The organism is Capnocytophaga canis, assembly GCF_000827555.1.
GTDB classification, from domain to species: domain Bacteria; phylum Bacteroidota; class Bacteroidia; order Flavobacteriales; family Flavobacteriaceae; genus Capnocytophaga; species Capnocytophaga canis.
On sequence record NZ_CDOI01000203.1, the window covers coordinates 1 to 18,322 of the forward strand.

At 34.6% G+C, this 18,322-nt stretch carries 14 protein-coding genes and 1 tRNA gene; all 15 read right to left on the reverse strand.

Features of this window, described 5'->3' with window-relative positions; all coding sequences use genetic code 11:
- A partial coding sequence (locus CCAND38_RS12120; protein ID WP_042345401.1) for an Eco57I restriction-modification methylase domain-containing protein occupies positions 1 to 3,180 on the reverse strand: 3,180 nt, incomplete at its 3' end.
- A gap of 3 nt (positions 3,181 to 3,183) precedes the next feature.
- Positions 3,184 to 6,522 (reverse strand): helicase-related protein, encoded by a 3,339-nt coding sequence (locus CCAND38_RS10835; protein ID WP_042345403.1) that lies wholly within the window; start codon positions 6,520 to 6,522, stop codon positions 3,184 to 3,186.
- A gap of 26 nt (positions 6,523 to 6,548) precedes the next feature.
- Positions 6,549 to 7,943, reverse strand: coding sequence for a tRNA uridine-5-carboxymethylaminomethyl(34) synthesis GTPase MnmE (gene mnmE, locus CCAND38_RS10840; protein ID WP_042345405.1), 1,395 nt, complete (start codon positions 7,941 to 7,943; stop codon positions 6,549 to 6,551).
- 356 nt (positions 7,944 to 8,299) lie between these two features.
- Complete coding sequence (locus CCAND38_RS10845) at positions 8,300 to 9,064, reverse strand: DeoR/GlpR family DNA-binding transcription regulator (protein ID WP_042010454.1); 765 nt, start codon at positions 9,062 to 9,064, stop codon at positions 8,300 to 8,302.
- A 153-nt stretch (positions 9,065 to 9,217) separates the two neighbouring features.
- Positions 9,218 to 10,807 (reverse strand): peptide chain release factor 3, encoded by a 1,590-nt coding sequence (locus CCAND38_RS10850; protein ID WP_042345408.1) that lies wholly within the window; start codon positions 10,805 to 10,807, stop codon positions 9,218 to 9,220.
- Between the two features lie 225 nt (positions 10,808 to 11,032).
- Positions 11,033 to 11,506: an ExbD/TolR family protein gene (locus tag CCAND38_RS10855; RefSeq protein WP_042006162.1), complete on the reverse strand. Its 474-nt coding sequence runs from the start codon at positions 11,504 to 11,506 to the stop codon at positions 11,033 to 11,035.
- Positions 11,507 to 11,521: 15 nt separating this feature from the next.
- A complete protein-coding gene (locus CCAND38_RS10860) occupies positions 11,522 to 12,136 on the reverse strand; it encodes an ExbD/TolR family protein (RefSeq protein ID WP_042345410.1) in 615 nt (204 codons plus the stop codon).
- 8 nt (positions 12,137 to 12,144) lie between these two features.
- Entirely contained in the window at positions 12,145 to 12,537 is a 393-nt protein-coding gene (locus CCAND38_RS10865; RefSeq protein ID WP_042345413.1) for a hypothetical protein, read from the reverse strand.
- Between the two features lie 31 nt (positions 12,538 to 12,568).
- Positions 12,569 to 13,297, reverse strand: coding sequence for a MotA/TolQ/ExbB proton channel family protein (locus CCAND38_RS10870; protein ID WP_042345415.1), 729 nt, complete (start codon positions 13,295 to 13,297; stop codon positions 12,569 to 12,571).
- 87 nt (positions 13,298 to 13,384) lie between these two features.
- Positions 13,385 to 13,472 (reverse strand) — tRNA-Ser (locus CCAND38_RS10875).
- A 59-nt stretch (positions 13,473 to 13,531) separates the two neighbouring features.
- Entirely contained in the window at positions 13,532 to 14,560 is a 1,029-nt protein-coding gene (locus CCAND38_RS10880; protein ID WP_042345417.1) for an asparaginase, read from the reverse strand.
- Positions 14,561 to 14,563: 3 nt separating this feature from the next.
- A complete protein-coding gene (locus CCAND38_RS10885; protein ID WP_082024989.1) occupies positions 14,564 to 15,700 on the reverse strand; it encodes a 1-acyl-sn-glycerol-3-phosphate acyltransferase in 1,137 nt (378 codons plus the stop codon).
- 56 nt (positions 15,701 to 15,756) lie between these two features.
- The gene (locus CCAND38_RS10890; RefSeq protein WP_042345425.1) at positions 15,757 to 16,518 is read right to left on the reverse strand and encodes a TatD family hydrolase; all 762 of its coding nucleotides are present in this window, start codon (positions 16,516 to 16,518) and stop codon (positions 15,757 to 15,759) included.
- Positions 16,519 to 16,734: 216 nt separating this feature from the next.
- Complete coding sequence (locus CCAND38_RS10895) at positions 16,735 to 17,907, reverse strand: porin (RefSeq protein WP_042345419.1); 1,173 nt, start codon at positions 17,905 to 17,907, stop codon at positions 16,735 to 16,737.
- A gap of 77 nt (positions 17,908 to 17,984) precedes the next feature.
- A partial coding sequence (locus tag CCAND38_RS10900; protein ID WP_042345421.1) for a peptidylprolyl isomerase occupies positions 17,985 to 18,322 on the reverse strand: 338 nt, incomplete at its 5' end.

Sequence of the window (18,322 nt, forward strand, 5' to 3'; positions counted from 1 at the left end):
TGTTTTAAGAAACCCGACATTTTCCTTAGTCCAAGCAATGGCAAAAGGCGTTTCTAAATACCAACGATTACCATCTTTATCTCCCTTGTCATAAGGCACATAAAACTTTTTATTGCTATCTATTCCGTTGTCTTTTTCGTCTTGTGTAAGTGTATCTACGTCTGCAATTTCATCATCTTCTATCAATCGGTAAATATAACCTTGCCCAAAAATATCTCTTCCGTATTTTTCTTTCAAATTATCAAAAAACATAGCAATATCTACTTCCGAAAGTCTATCTAAAAAGAATTTATAATCTCCGTCTTTCGGAAGTCTGTCATCCTCTATTTTTTTATTTTTAACAGCCTCCGCTAATTTTTTTGGTCGAGATAGTATTATGTTTTTTGCCCATTTGGTTGATTTTCGCACCGCAATATATTTTCCATTGTTAGCAGTTGCAAGTCCTTGTCCCCCCTCTGTTAAACAGCCGAGTAAAGCTATATCACCGGGCTTTAAGTTATTACGATATTCTTCTAATTCTTTTTTATTTTTAGATATATTCTTACTTGTAGAAATTTTATCCCACCATTTATCATATAATTCTTTAACTTTTTTACCATAAAGAGAATGAATTTTTAGATTGTACTCCGTAGGTTTGAAAATTACAGAGTTCTGAGTATCCAAAAATATTTCTTGTTTTACTGAATACTTTAAAGGCTCTTTCAAACTTTCACTTCCATCTAAAAATGTAATTTCATTACCTTTTTCAAAAGGAATTTTTGAGAACGAAGTAATGCAAGTATCCACCATAGCTGATTCAAACGGATTAGCAGTATCAAATATATAATTCAATCTTTGAGATAAAATTAAGTCTCTCAAATTTCGTTTCGTTTGAGTTGTCCAATAAGTTTTTGGAGTAATATAACTCAATACGCCACCTTTTTTCAACAATTCATATCCTTTGAAAAAAAAGTGATTATAGGTATCATCAGAAAAACCAAAACTATTTTCTAATTCTTTTTTATCGTCTTCAGAAATTCCCTTTGTAGAAATATACGGCGGATTACCGATAACAATATCAAAGCCTCCTTGATTAAGAACATCAGCAAAGTAGGTGTGCCACAAGAAATAAGGACGTTCGGTTTTGTATTGAAAACTGATTAGTTCTTGCTCTACTTTGTCCAAATTTTCGTATTCCGCTCTGTCTTTGATAAAGTTTTTAAATTCTTTTGATTTCTGATTTAATTTCTCTAAATCATTGTTCGACTTTACGCTGTTTTTTTCGAGAAACTTATCTATCTTATATTTCAGCCGCTGTTTTTCCTTATAAATTTTGCTATGTATCTTGCCTTCAATTAGTTCGTTGATTTGTTTTTTGATGGCAGATTTGCTTACAGAATCGCTATTGGTAGCTGTAAAATAGCTATTCATCAGTTTTTGAACATTTTCGGCACTCACACTATCAAACAAAGTAATTTCTTTGGCATATTCTTCGCCGAAATCCAAAACGCTCTGTTTTTCAACGATAAGCGACTCATCTGTAGTTGTCAAATTGCTCAAATCCATTCCATTATAGCTTTCTACCAAGCTATTCCCTTGCATTATTTTATAATCCAAATTAGGCAAGGCTTTGGGCATTTTTTCATCTACAACTAACGAAAGCCAAAAACGCAATCGAGCAATTTCAACAGCCCCTTCGTCTAAATCCACGCCATAAATAGAATTTTGGATAATATTTTCTTTTACTTGTACAGGATTCCATTGATTATTTAGCTCAAAGGCTATCAATGCTTTTAGGTTAAAAATCTCTTGTAAAATTCCCATAGGGAAAGCTCCTGAACCAATGGCAGGGTCACAAATTTTTATGCTATCTAAAAGCGAATTGATATTTTGTAAATCTTGTTTTGAAAAATCTAAAGTGCTTTGATTTTTGATTAAATTCTCTAATTTTGATTCCGAGATATTTAGTTTAATATGCAAATGATGTAGCAAACTCTGTTGCGTCATATATTGCACAATTTCTTTCGGGGTATAAAAAGTTCCTGTATCTTTGTTATAATCAATGAGATTTTCAAAAATATGCCCCAACATTTCGGGGTCAACTGCCACGGTATGGTCATCGGGACTATTTTCGTAAATAGTGAAATTATACTCATCAAAAAACTGAAACAAATCAGCAAAATGAAATTTTTCAAACTGAATAGTTCTATGATTTTCAGGCTCTTGATCTTCATCAAATAAACCTCCGTTCAAGAAAGGAATACAAACCTTTTTACCATTAACCAACGCAAATTCATCATTTTCTCGCTTAGGTGTATTTAAGGCATTAAAAAATAAAGGGCAGAGTGCTTTCTCATAGAAATCCTCTTGATAATCCTGATTTTCAGAAAATAATTGGCTTAAAAAGTTAGCACTTCCATCTTGATAATCTGTATTGGAGGCTCCTAGCCAATTTTTCTTTTGCAAGAAATACAAAAAAATAACTCTTCCCATCAATCTGCTGACGAAGCTTCTCACAGATTTTTCTTTATGAATATCTGTTTCGTTTTGTTTTTTGAAAATACTATCAAATTTTTCATTTTCAAATAAATAATCTACTAAAATCTGATGTTTTTCTTTATAGGTATCAAAAAACGCCTTAGATATAGGTTCCACCGAAAACGCCTCAAAAAAATCTTCTATTTCGAATTTAGAATTTTTTAGATACTCGAGCCTATCCATTGCTGTTTTGTGCTCTTCGAGTGTTCCGAAAATATAAGTATATTTTTTCGGATTAGTTTCACGGCTCTCGGCTTCGGCAAAGAAATCACTAGCAGAGTTTTTACTAATAAATGAAAAACGCCATTCATTTTTCCCCTTTTCGCTATGAGCAAAAGTCACCAAAGCTCCTTTTATCGCATCTTTTACAATGTATTCCTTAATAAAGTTATTTACCCCCACTTTATTATACTCTATTCGGATTTTTTCATTCAAAATTACTTCATATAAGGGGAGTTCTGCACCGTCTTTAGTGGTAAGTTTTCCTATCTCATAAAAAGATTGGATAAGTTGGCGTGCTTTTGGGGTACCAATATCTATTTGTTTAGGATTGAGATAAACAACCAATACATTTTTATTTTCGGCAATATCTTGTAAATATGTTATCCATTGTGTTCTATCGTAAGGACTTTGTAATATATTTTTTAGTTGTTGATTTTCCATTTTTTATAAGAATGTTTCAGTGATTACTATTTTAGGGTCTTCGAATATTTTGGGTTTCTTAGCTTCTTCTTTTCGTAGGCTATTGAGTTTGGTAATTTGAGCAATAGGATATTTGCTCATCAATATATTCAATTCATTTACAACTTGCTGTACAGTCATCTTTTTTGCTCTACTTTTTTGCTTTTTTGCCAAAGTTGCCAATTCTTTTCTGAATTTTCTGAAAACCCCCATATAAATAAGTTGTAATGAACTCCTTATCATCTCTATAAAATCATCTGACAGTTCACCAGGATACTGTTTTCTCATTTCTATAAGCCCTTCTAAAAAACGAACAGCTTCTCTCTCTTGTGGGGAAAGATTTTTTTTATCAACTTCTTCGGTAGAATAGATTTGATTGTATACTTTTTTAAATTGTGCAATAGCCTTATTTACTGCATCAAAGTGATTTTCATACACTTTTTCTGCTTTTTCCTCTTGTGTCGCTTCAAACAATTTAATGGCTTGATAAAAAGTAATTTCTACACAATTCTTATGATTTGCCACATAAAATCCTTCCTTCATATTGTTTCGTAAATAGCATAAAATAGCATTTTCTAACCCATTGCCAACGATTTTTTCTGCTTCTTTATTTTTGATAGAAGCCAATCTACCCACGCGACTTTTTAAAGGTAATTTTTTGATACGCAAAAACTCTTTCGGATTTTTTTCATAAAGCTCACGAATCATCTCTAAATAGAGCAAACGTTCATCAAACTCTTCCTCCACATTAAGGTTAGCCAAAGTATTTTCAATCAATTGTTCATTTTCTGAATAAATTTTACTATCCTCTCCAAATGCAGAATGGAAGCCTTGTAATTTTTTTAGTGCGATTTCATTGAGTTTTATCAATTTATTGGCCTGTGATGTAGGATAAAAATTATACACATAGATTTTATCTGCCTTGGTTCCGATACGATTCACACGACCGATACGCTGCATCAACTTAGTAGCATTCCAAGGAATATCATAATTCAAGATAATATTCGAACGATGCAAGTTGATTCCCTCTGCTAAAACTTCGGTTGTAATAATAATATTATATTTATTCTCTTGTTTTTTAGGGTAGTTAGCGTCAAAATTCTCACGAATGGCATCAAATTCTTTTTTGTTATTTTCCGAACTTATCGCCAATACATCTTTTCTTCCTACTTTTTTTAATTCCTGCAAAAGATATTCTACCGTATCTTTACTTTCGGAGAAAATTACTAACTTTTTTTCGATATTTTTTTTATCAAAAAAAAGATTTTCAATACTGTGTAAGAACTTTTTTGTTTTAGGGTCATCTCCAATATTTTTCCAAGCTTCTACTAATTGTGTTAATATCTCTTGGTCAGATTTTAGTCCAATAAGTAATTCTTCAGAAAAATCCGTTGCTTTAAAAATTCGATTGTTGGGAGATTTTTTAGCCAATTTTTCTATTTTTTCTTCTAATTCCTGTTCTTTTCCTTCGTTTAGGAATTTATTGACATCAATATCAGGAGCGATATACACCTTATCTTTTTCAAACATTTCAATCATTCGCTGGTTAGAAAGATAAAATCTCTGTAATGAGGTATGGAATGCTTTGAAACTACTTTCTAATCGTTTGACCAATTGGGTCTTCATTATGGAAGCTAATTGTTCAGAAATTAACTTCGCATTGTCATAAATATCTGCAAATTCTTCATTTAGAAATTCAATGGCTCGATAGCGGAAATATTTTAGATTACTTAAAAGTGCAATAACCGTATCATAAAATACTTGTTCTTGATATGGTGAAAATTCGTATTCAACTTTGTTTGGACCAACAATTTGAGGGAAAGTCATTCCTTGTGCAGCAATATCTTCATTATATCGTGGAATTTTTTTGATGTCGGCACGAGTTCTTCGAATCACCAATTCTGAAAAAATTTTCTCACGGATAGGCTCATAAATATCTCTAACAGCTTTTACTAATTCGTTGTGATCTGTTATTTTATAAAGCTCTTTGTATTTTTCAATCTTATCAGCAAAAAAACTTTGTAAATTTGGTACACCTTCTATGGTTGATTTTCGTGCATCTTGAAACAAATAAATCTGATTGGCAATATCCTCTGGACGATTGTTAATCGGTGTAGCGGTGATGAGCATCACTTTTTTTCGTCTATCCACATCGTTGCCCAAATTGGCTCTCGGAGTTTTGCAAATCAATTCCAAATAGCTATACATTGCCGAGTTTGAATTTCTGAATTTATGAGCTTCATCAATGATAATTAAGTCATAAAATTCAGGTGGTTGGTAATTGAAATTTTGCTCGTCTAAAACTTTATTTAGGCTTCCGTTGGAAATAAAATCTACATAATTGGAAAGACCAAAATCTTTTATAGTAGATTTCCATCCTATCTCTAAAGCATTGGGATAAACTACTAAAACCTTGGTATTATGTCCATTCTTATCAATGTATTTTTTTATAATTCTTGTCGCAATAACCGTTTTTCCGAGACCTACCACATCTGCTAAGATAAATCCGTTGTGTTTCATTAATCGCTGAAAACCATCTGCTACAGCATCTGCTTGATACTTTAAATTAGTATAACCTTCGGGTAAATAATTTTTTCCTACATCACCACGAATAATAGCATCTCCAAAATATTCCACTAACATTTTCATAAATACATCATACGGTGTAATAGAACCATCTCCTAAATAGGTTTTAGCCTTTAATTGTTGAATATCAGTAGGTAATAACGGGGTGCTGTTTTCCCAAAGTTCTTCAAATTCATCAGTAGCAAACTTTACATCGTTATAGTCTTTCAGTAAAACATTAAATTCATAATTTGCCTCATCGTATGTACCCAAGCCCGAATCGGTAAGATTAGAAGAACCCGTAATGACACTTCCTGAGGTGTGTTCGTTGAAAGGATTAGGACGGAAAATATAGATTTTGGCATGCAATTTTTGTTGCCCATACGCTCGAATTTGTATTTTTTGAGAAATAATGTCTTCAATAAATTGTAAAATACTTCCCTCTGTTTGTTTATCGTAATTGGCAGCTGCAATATCTTTTGCAACAAAATTAAGATATTCTTCTTTTGTCTGTTCAGGATTTTCTAAATATAGCTGCCCCCTTTGTTTGGCTTGAGCAATTAATGTATCTGCATGAATGCCTACCAAAATCCGAATTTGTGGCACATTCTCCAAAAACGGACGCAATTTGAAATAGCCCGAAGCCCTGAAATAGCCAACCAAAGCATCAAAAAAAGCAATATCTTGATACTGAAAAACGCCTTCAAATTTCTTGATTAAGCTATTATTTTCTTTATTGGTAAAAAACTTTGTGTGCATTCTTGTTTGATTATGATTATATATTGTTACTTCCCGATACAGAAATTCGCAAATATATTTCCGAGTACTTCGTCATTGGTGACTTCGCCGGAGATGGTACCAAGATGATAGAGAGCCTCACGAAGGTCGATAGCAAGAAGGTCGCCTGAAAGATTCATTTCCAAACCTTCCTGAACTTTTATAATCTCGGCAAGGGCATTGGAAAGTGCTTCGTAATGACGTGAATTACTAATTATTACATTATTTGCAGAGGACGTAAAACTTTCAGCGTACATCGAAAGTTCTGACTTCAATATGTCAATATTTATATTCTCCTTAGCGGAAATTCCCAAAATGATATCTGTATATTTAGGGACAAGTTCCGTCTTCAATTTTCGGTCGAAATCACCAAATTCACCACTAGATACATCTACTTTGTTATGCAAAAGAATTATCTTTAAGTCGTCTCGATATACCTCTTTCACAAAATCAATAACTTCCTCAGGTTGATTATCCAATTCATCATAGAGATATAATAAAACATTGGCTTGTGTAATCTTTTCTTTCGCTTTTTTAACACCAATCTCTTCTATTTTATCAGAAGTTTCACGAATTCCTGCTGTATCAATGAATCGGAAAGCCGTTCCGCCGATGTGTAACACTTCCTCGATGGTATCACGTGTTGTTCCCGCAATGTCCGAAACGATAGCTCGTTCTTCATTCAAAAGAACATTTAAAAGCGTTGATTTACCTGCATTGGGTTTTCCTACAATCGCTACTGGAACTCCATTTTTGATAACATTTCCTGTTGCAAATGAGTCCATCAATCGTTTAATTGTAGTCTGAATCCTTGAAAGTAGTGAACGAAATTGGTTTCTGTCGGCAAATTCTACATCTTCTTCCGAAAAATCAAGTTCTAATTCAATTAAAGATGCAAAATTCAGCAATTCAGTACGTAGTTCCTCAATTTCAGAAGTAAAACCGCCTCGCATTTGTTTCATAGCGATAGTGTGAGCAGCTTCGCTGTCGGAGGCAATAAGGTCAGCAACAGCCTCAGCTTGTGACAAATCCATTTTTCCATTTAGAAATGCCCTCAAAGTAAATTCCCCTGCCTTTGCTAATCGACATCCTTTGGCAAGACAAACTTTTATCACTTTCTGAATGATATAACTACTTCCGTGACAAGAAAATTCTACAGTAGGTTCACCTGTATATGACTTATTTCCTTTAAAAATCGTTGCAAGACATTCATCTATTATCGTCTTATCATCAAAAAAATAGCCCAAATGTACGGTATGCGAATCAGAATTAGCTAAACTTCTTCCGTGATGTGCTTTAAATACACTATCAGCAATTGAAATGGAATCTTTTCCTGATATTCTGATAATAGCAATAGCTCCACTCCCCGAAGCTGTTGCTAATGCTATGATAGTTTCATTCATTTCTTTTTAGTTTGTTTTTACAGATTACGAGTTTTTAGAAGTTTTATAACGTTTTCTGGTACCTGATTTTGAAATTTCATTATTGCTAAATGAAAGAAAATCTACTTTAAGTACTTGGTTTACAATTTTTATGCGAACGGGCATTACTTCGAGTGAAATAACGCCCGTGTTGCACAGTTTAATTATTACGCCTGGTTAATAATATACGTACCATTCCATAACGTAATTTTCCACGTAGGGAAACAAAGTTTATTATTCTTTACTTTTGATGTTACACAACATTTTTGTTCTTTCGTTTTTCATAAAATTCCATATATGAATCTGAAAAAAGAAACAATTACCAAATTTCCGACTTATCAAGCAATCACAACTTCTACACCTCGTTTTTCTAGCTCTTCAACAAATTCAGGATCTATTTTATTGTCGGTGATTAAAATATCTATTTTTTCAAGATAACAAATAAAACCAAAACCTCGTTTGTGCATCTTAGAAGAATCTGCTAACACAATCAACTTGTCCGCATGATCTACCATTTTACGGTTCAGATGAGCCTCTCCTGCATTGGTAGTACTAATTCCAAAATCTAAATCAAGTCCTTCTACACTCAAAAACAAGGTTGTACACAAAAAGTTGCTAAGAGTCTCTTCTGCGAAAGCCCCCACAGTAGAAGTCGAATTCTTACGAACTTCTCCTCCTAAATGTATCGTATTAATATTCTGATGTTTACAAACATCTAAAGCCACACGTAATGAAGGTGTTAAAACAGTTAAATTCTTATAATCAGGCAACTTTTGGGCTAACAAATGTATAGTTGTTCCTGACGAAAGAATAATGAAATCCCCTTCCTTGATATATTCTAAAGCCTTGGTCGTAATTCTTATTTTTTCATCGACATGTAAAGTCTCCTTTTCAGATATGGTTTGATCAAAAACGTATCGCATTTGCTTACTCGCTCCCCCGTGTGTACGATGCAAATACCCCTCCTGCTCTAAAAGAGTCAAATCCTTACGGATAGTTACCACTGAAACATTAAGCCTTTCGCTTAGGTCATTAACACTGATATGTCTTGCAGCATCTAAATACTCTACAATCTTAATTTGACGTTCATTAAGTACTTTCATAATTATATATTTTTCTCCGCCTAACCTCTCATACTCATTCGAAAAAAGGAAATTCGGTAGTTAATGTGATTTTATTTTGTTTTTTCTTCCTAAAACACTTTTTTATGAGATTCAATCATCTTAGTCAAGTGTGAATCAAATCGAAAATGAATTTTAAAACTCCGATGTAAAATGTAGCTTCACGCTCGGATATTTTTGTTTCACCATCTCAATGGAGAAAGCCGAATCGGCAAGGAAAACTCTATTCCCCTGTTTGTCACGCGCCATATATTTTTGTTTGACACGCAAGAAATCCTGAAACTCGGTATCTTTCGGATTTTCAGGTTCTTCGACCCAACAAGCCTTATGTATCGGGAAGCTCTCATAACTACATTTTGCTCCGTATTCGTGCTCCAATCGATACTGGATAACCTCGTATTGTAATGCTCCCACCGTTCCGATAACTTTTCGTCCATTAAAATCAAGTCTAAAAAGCTGTGCCACACCCTCATCCATCAGCTGGTCGATACCTTTTTCCAATTGCTTGGATTTTAGAGGATCCGCATTATTAATATAGCGGAAATGTTCAGGAGAAAAACTCGGAATTCCTTTGAATTGCAAGGTTTCGCCCTCTGTAAGTGTATCTCCAATTTTAAAATTTCCAGTATCGTGTAGTCCAACAATATCACCCGCATACGAGATATCAATCACTTCTTTTTTCTCTGCAAAAAAAGCATTCGGACTTGAAAACTTCAATTTTTTACCATGACGAACATGTAAATAGGGTTTGTTTCTCTCAAAAGTTCCCGAAACAATTTTCACAAACGCCAAACGATTACGATGATTCGGATCCATATTAGCGTGAATTTTAAATACAAATCCGCTAAACGTATTTTCATCAGGATTTACAATGCGCTCATCACTAGCCTTGGCACGAGGAGATGGAGCTATTTCTACAAAACAATCCAACAACTCTCTCACCCCAAAATTGTTCAATGCCGAACCAAAAAACACAGGCTGTTGCGTCCCATTAAGGTAAGCTTCACGATCAAATGGTGGATATACCTCATATACCAATTCCAACTCGCTACGCAAGTTTTCAGCCGATTTCTCACCAATGATTTTATCCAAATCAGGGTCGTTTACATTATCAAAAGCAATGGTTTCCTCGATATTTCTTCGACTATCACCTGAAAATAAATTGATGTTTTTTTCCCAAATATTGTAAATTCCTTTAAAATCATACCCCATTCCAATTGGGAAACTGAGTGGAGTTACCGAAAGTCCAAGTTTTTGTTCAACCTCGTCTAAAAGGTCAAAAGCATCCTTACCTTCCCTGTCCAATTTATTAATAAACACAATCATCGGGATGTTTCTCATGCGACAAACTTCAACTAGCTTTTCGGTTTGTTCCTCAACCCCTTTGGCAACATCAATCACTACGATAACGCTGTCTACTGCGGTTAGAGTTCGGAAAGTATCTTCAGCAAAATCCTTGTGCCCTGGAGTATCTAATATATTGATTTTGTAATTCTTATAGTTAAAAGCTAAAACCGAAGTAGCCACAGAAATTCCTCGTTGTCGTTCAATTTCCATAAAGTCGGAGGTAGCTCCTTTTTTTATTTTATTACTCTTAACGGCTCCCGCCTCTTGAATAGCACCTCCAAAAAGTAGTAATTTTTCGGTAAGAGTGGTTTTCCCAGCATCGGGATGGGCGATAACACCAAAGGTTCTGCGCTTTTGTATTTCTTGAAGTATAGACATAACTCCCTCTAATTTACCTAATATTTTATAATGCAAAAGTAACGTATTTGATTTAGTTATACAAATGTTTTTTTTGATATAATTACCTCAGAAAATATGTCTTCCTATGATAAGTTATAACAATAAAACAATCATTTTTCTTAGTTTTTAAAATATTAAAAAACAAAGAGGCTGCCCTTTTTGGACAGCCCCTTTTATTTTATTAGTCAGATAAATTTGTTTTACCTATTTCAATACAGAACCTTCTTTAGTAATATAATTAATCTTCAAAGCGTTAATGTCCTGAAGCTTTTCTCTTATATCACTCACAACACCCATGTTGGTTTCCTCATCTACCTTAAGAGCTGTAATAAACATTTCTCTTAATTCTTCACGAATCCCATCCTTGTACTGTAAGATAAAAGGAGCTATTTCCGAAACATCTGCAAATTTATCATTTATTTGGATCTTTGCATTTACACCAAATTTTTCCTGATACTTAGGAAGAGGTTTTCCTGCATAGATGTACACCACCGGATCTTTCTTATCAAGTTTTTGAACTTGATCAGCCATAGGCACCTTATTCTGAACCATCAAATCACTGTTTTTCATCTCTGTTACTGTCATAAAGAAGAACAATAGCATGAACACGATGTCTGGCAAAGATGCAGTCGAAACTGGTGGTAATTCTCCACTTTTTTTCTTTGTAAATTTAGACATTTTAATTCTGTTTTTTTAGTTTTTCTTAGGAGCCGATTCAATTAACTTTCTTGGAAACAACTCTTGAAGCTTTTTAATTTTAACTTCCAAATCGTCTTTACGTTTTTTAGGAGTTCTTGCAGCGTTGTACTCTGCATCCATCTCAGTATACGAAACCTCATTTGGAAACAAACGCTGACGCTCACGTTCACGCAGATCATTATAAGCTGCTATGAGTTCGTTTTGAACTGAAATATACGTTTTATAAGACGTTTCACGGTCGTTTCGCAATGAGATAATAGCTTTTTCGGGATTGTCAGACGACGCTTGGTTTTTAGCTCCTCGACAATGAGTGCAAGAACCATCACCCCCATTATCTAAGAAATCAACAGCCGCTTTTCTGACATCCTTCAATTCCATTACCTGATTGTTCACCAACAGCTGGTTGTTTTTGTTCACAACCACCACTAGAACGTTTTTCTCTTTTACAGCAGGTGGCTCAGGAGCATCTACCGGCTGTTTTGGAGGTAGTTTTGTGGTAATACCCGCATTGGTTTCAATCGTTGTCGTTACTAAGAAAAATATCAACAACAAGAACGCAATGTCGGCCATCGACCCAGCATTTACCTCTGGTATTCCTCTTTTTGCCATACTTCATTTTATTTTGTTAAAGCTCCTTTTACTCCTGAAATAATAAGCAAACCAACTGCCACTATCGTAAGAATATAGAACGAAATTAAACCTGCACTAACCCAAGTTTCGGTGGTTGTTTTTTCCGTAACAAACAAGAAAGGAAGAAACATAATTACAACAAAAACTCCTGTGTAGATAAGTGTCTTTTTCAAAGCCTTTGGATTGGATAAGATATTCTTTGCTCCTGAAAAAACAGCTGCCACAAGAGCAAGTCCTAAAAGGATATAAGAAATTATAAACATCCACTCCATAGGTGCATTATCAACATTTTGTGTATCAGCTGTGGTTATAAGCATTATCCAAAGAATAGCTCCTAAAACTCCCAACACCAAAACACCTATTTTTGATATTTTATACATAATTTAAAATTCTTTTAATTAGAAAATCATTTTATCTTTTTTGTCTTGCTACTAACATATCTATCAATGAAATAGATGCATCTTCCATATCATTAATTAGAGCATCAATTTTTGAAATGATGTAGTTATAGAACACTTGAAGGATAATCGCAACGATAAGTCCGAATACTGTAGTCAATAACGCTACTTTAATGTCACCAGCAATCAAAGACGCATCCAAACCTCCTGCTGCACTAATTTTGTCGAATGCTTGAATCATCCCGATTACCGTTCCCATAAACCCTAACATCGGTGCAATAGCGATAAACAAAGAAACCCAAGATACGTTTTTCTCTAACTGACCCATTTGAACTCCTCCGTAGGCAACTACTGATTTCTCAACCATTTCGATTCCCTCGTTTGAACGCTCTAATCCTTGATAGAAAATAGAAGCAACAGGCCCTTTTGTGTTACGACAAACCTCTTTTGCAGCCTCAACTCCACCTTTATCAAGTGCATTTTCTACTTCTGCTACTAATTTCTTAGTGTTTGTAGTTGCCATATTCAAGTAAATGATTCTCTCAATAGCAACCGCCAAACCTAAAATCAAACAGAGCAAAACAACTCCCATGAACTCAGGACCTCCTTCAATGAAACGCTCTTTCAACACTTGATGAAACCCTTTTGAAGCACCTGCATTTTCTACTTCTTGTGCGCTAACAGTAGCGACATTTAAAATTAACATAGCTACGAAAAATAGCTTCGATGACATTTTTTTCATTGTTTAATCTTTTTTAATTTGTTAGTTAATAATTTTAATGATTTTAGTACTCAATTTTTTTGTTTCTACACTATAATTATTGTAAAGCAGAGAGGAAGGGATTCGAACCCTCGATACGCTTTTGGCGTATACACACTTTCCAGGCGTGCTCCTTCGACCACTCGGACACCTCTCTTTCAGAATGCCAAATAACGAATTTTTTTTCTACTTAGAAAGAAAAATGTAAACTTTTTATTAAATTTCACCACAAATATTTTCTTCAAATCTGATTTTCAAAGAGTTATCAAAAACTATTTTTTTTAGCAAAATCATCATTTTTGTTACAGCAGCCTCCGTTGTGATATCTTTTCCATTGATTATCCCCATCCTTCTGAGGTGTTCACTTGCCTCATATTTTCCTAAAATGACGCTTCCTCCAGAACATTGTGTTACGTTGACTATGTGTATTCCTTTCTGAATAGCTTTCTCTATACTATTTAAAAACCATTTCTCAGTAGGTGCATTCCCTGAACCATAGGTTTCTAAAATAACTGCTTTTAAATCAGGAATATCAAAAAATCCGTTTAATATCTTCTCTGTAATACCTGGGAACAACTTTACAACAGCTACATTTTGGTCAAACTCTTTCCACACTTTCAAAGACTGGCGACCTTCGCTTCTTAACAAATGTTGCTTGTTCACTTTCAAATGCACTCCACTTTCTGCCAAAGTTGGATAATTCATTGAAACAAAAGCTTGAAAATTTTCAGCATTTATTTTAGTTGTTCGATTTCCTCGATAGAGCTTATATTCAAAATACAATCCCACCTCTTGAATCACTGACTGTCCGTTTTCCTTTAGGGCAGCTAATTGGATGGATGTTATCAAATTTTCCTTCGCATCGGTACGTAAATCACCTATAGGAAGTTGAGACCCTGTAAAAATAACAGGCTTCGCTAAATTCTCTAACATAAAACTAAGTGCTGACGCTGAATAACTCATCGTATCGCTCCCATGTAAAACAACGAAACCATCATAAACATCATAATTATTTTCAATAGTTTCTGCAATATTGATCCAATGTCTCGGATTCATATCCGATGAATCTATTGCTTTTTCAAAGGACACGGAGTCTATCACACAATCTAAATGCGACAACTCTGGAATACGATGATAAATATTCTCAAACTCAAAGGCTCTAAGCACTCCTGTCTCATAATCCTTTATCATTCCGATAGTACCTCCCGTATAAATGAGTAATATTTTTGAATTTTGTGTGTTCATAAATCAAACATGTTGGCTCATTTTATTTTTAACGGGATTGGCGTACATCTCCAAAAATTTTTCTTGAGAAAGAACATCATCAGATTTGCTACGATTGTGTATTCTTCGTTCAAATTGACGCAACTCCTTTTCGGTATAAAAATCCTTGTAAGTATCTGTACTATTCAATAAGTCATAAGCAATATAATTAGCAGGAAACAGTTTGTACTGCAAATGAATGGATCTATCCAAAGTTTCTGCCATTGCCTGTAACTGCTTATTAACATGAGCATGTTCCTTTTCTATTTTGTCAAGTTCTCCGTTGAGGGGCTTTCCTACCGAAATATGCACACGTCCTTTCTGTCCTATCAATCCCTGTAATATGTTCTCAAAATCCTCTTTTTTTGATTTAACATATTCAACACCATAATGTTGCGCCATTAGAGCGGGGATTTTCATCATATCCGTAGGATCAAATTCATATGAAACGGACATCGGGACTATGTTGAGTGTCTTTAAATACTGCAACGGTGACACTCCCTCTGGTGCAGCTAAAGAAAGCATTTTCAACACACCTTGCTGAGTGCGATCATCCCCATTTTTAGTACGTCCTTCACGTTGAGCTATCCAAACGGATCGGTTATCTTTAGTTATACAATAATGTATATATTCCGAGACAATTTTTGAATGCTCTAACGATTCTCTCGGAGGTAAATTCCTGTAAATTATAAAATTACGATTCAGCATAGAGAGGATTTTCAAAAATTTCTTTTGAATTAAATTATTCCCTATAGCCGAAGCCGTCATTTTTAAATTATGGTCATGTAACGTAACGTTAAGCAACGAAGTGTCCAAAATAATATCCCTATGATTTGAAATAAAAAGGTACGACTTTTCCTTTGTAAGTTTATCAAATCCTTCATAGGTGAACTGAGCAATACTTTTCTCCATTGCTTTCTTGACAACTCCATACATGATTTTATTCTGAAAATCAAAAATCGACTCACACGACAAAAGTTTTCCTACTCTTTCTTCAACAGAAAGATCTGGAAAACCGTAGGCTAACATAGCCTGTACTTTGGAGTGGTCTTTGACTTTTTGCAAAACCTCCGAAACCTCCTTGTCGTAGTAGGGTCGTATTGATTTAAAATAATCCACTATCGTATTTTGTTGCATATCGAAAAGCAAAGTAACGAAAAAAAAATCATAAAACAATGCTAAAAACCAAAAACTTTTATAGAATTTTTTGTGGTGATATCAGCTACTTCGTTCTCAGACACCCCGTAAATACTCGAAATTTTTTTCAAAACTTCTGTAATATAAGCACTTTCGTTTCGTTTCCCTCGATAGGGAACAGGTGCTAAATAAGGAGAATCCGTTTCTAAAACGATATGCTCCAAATCTATATTTTTGAGAAAAGTATCTATTTTTCCGTTTTTAAAAGTTACTACGCCTCCTATTCCGAGTTTTAGATTGTAGTTTATGGCTTGTTTTGCCTGTTGCTCATTACCCGAAAAACAGTGAAATATTCCGAACAAACGGTCGTCTTTTTCTGAATCCAAAATTTCGAAAATTTCGTCAAATGCCTCACGACAATGAATAACAATCGGCAATTTATGCTTTTTAGCCAAGCCTATTTGCCTACGAAAGGCTTCTTGCTGTTCCTTAAAAAAAGTCTTGTCCCAATAGAGGTCGATACCCGTTTCACCTATGGCACAGAAAGAGTGTTCTGTCATCAGTTTCTCAACATGATCCAGCTCTTCCAAGTAGTTTTCTTTCACATCACAAGGATGTAAGCCATTCATTAAGAATACATTATCCGGGTACGCCCGTTTCAAAGCAAACATACTCTCGGTGTGTGAAGAATCAATAGCTGGGATAAAAAATCGCATCACACCCAATGCCATGGCTCGTTGCATCATTTGGTCTCTATCCTCATCAAAGACTTTGCTATAAAGGTGTGTGTGAGTATCAGTTATGATAGGAAGTGGTTGTTTCATCAGATATAGTAATAAGGTTATTTTATCACTTGTGTTTTAGTTTCACTCAGATTCAAAATTTAGCACTTAACAAGCGAAAGTATTCGAAATTTTAGGAACAAAACGAGTATAAGCCCGTAAACTTATACTCGTATCATTTTGTATCCATTGAAATATTTTTGGGATAATTTTGTGTTGTATATCTGATTTTTTTGGTTATATACCAATCTCTATTTGGAAACGAGCATACCAATCATCTTTTTTAGGTGATTGAATATAATCATTTTTACTGATTTCAAATTGCATTTTGAAAGCATGTTCCCAAATATACTTTGTAATTCCTAAAGAAAACTGATTTTGTTTAGGAACGAAAGCATACAGATCACTGTGAGAATTATTACGAGAAAAACGCCCTATAATTTCCCATTTCTGAGGAAATACGTAACTCAATTGGGTGTCATACCCATTACCTACTTGCACAAAATTGGCCTTTGCAGCATCAACTATAGGATTGTCAGCCGTACGGCTCATATAGGCCGAGGTGAACGACCAACCGTTATATTTACATACAAAATCTAAGAAAAAAGACTGTAAATCACGTTGTTGTAACAACTTGGCACCGTGCTGTCCTCGACTAAGTGTCGCCTTCTCATTATAGTGATAGGTACCTCCAAAATATAGCTTAGGCTTTTCTTCTCGCTGCAAATCACCCTCAAAAAACTCTCCTCCTTTTTTAAATTTCCCAAAAGGATAAAATTCGATACGTCCTGTGTAAGCCAATCCTTTGGTTTTTGTTGTGGAATTACGTCCCTCTCCAGTTGTTAACGCTGCTTTAATATTATATCCAAAGGCATTTTCTTTCTGCTTTGAATATACTGCCTGTACTCCAAAATCACGATCGATGTTGTACGCCTGATTATTAATAGAACGGTCTGTTAAATTCAACGCTCCTGACGAGTTAATGCGCTGTCTATTCCCCGGAAGCTTGGTTTGCCCAAAACCGAACGACCACTGATCATTGGGTTTATAAAACACAATCGCATCACGGATAATATTTAAATTTTCACCGTCTCGGGTTGTTCCAATATCTTCGGGAGCAAATGCCAATTGAATAGCATACGTAAATTTAGGATCTCCAACATAACCATCAAAACGCAAACGTAAACGACGCACTTTCGCTGAATAGGTATCCTCCGTAACCTCTAATCTGTTTTTCATACGAAAACGGATATTCAATTGAAAAATGCTATCGGGTGCCGTAATTCCTAATCCTTTTCCAAAATTATAGTAAGGTAAAAAATCTGTATAGATGTTTTTTTCGTCTTTATGCTTTTGTGCAAAGACTCCTGTTCCGACCAATAGTGCTAAAAAAAGGATTATTTTTTTCATTATCATGTTTTTTTTTAAGTTGTGCAAAGGTACAAAATCAACCAAACTATGTGTTAAGATATTGTTATGAAATTTAATCACTTCAAAATTTCGACTTTCATTTTAATATCTCGTTTTGGCCATTCGCTCTGATCATCGGTTTCGACTTGACTTATTTTATCGACTACGTCCATCCCCTGAATGACTTTACCAAAAGCTGTGTACCCACCATCCAAATGGTAAGCACCTGGATCTTGAACCACAATAAAAAATTCATAAGGCGACGCGAATTTGTGCGGATTTTCAATGTCACTACTTGGCATCGAAACCACTCCTCTGTGATGTTTAAAACCTTTTTTAGTGTCGGGAGGCAATAAATACTGTCCTATCCGATGTCGTTTTTTATGGATAGCCCAACTATCCGAATTCCCTCCTT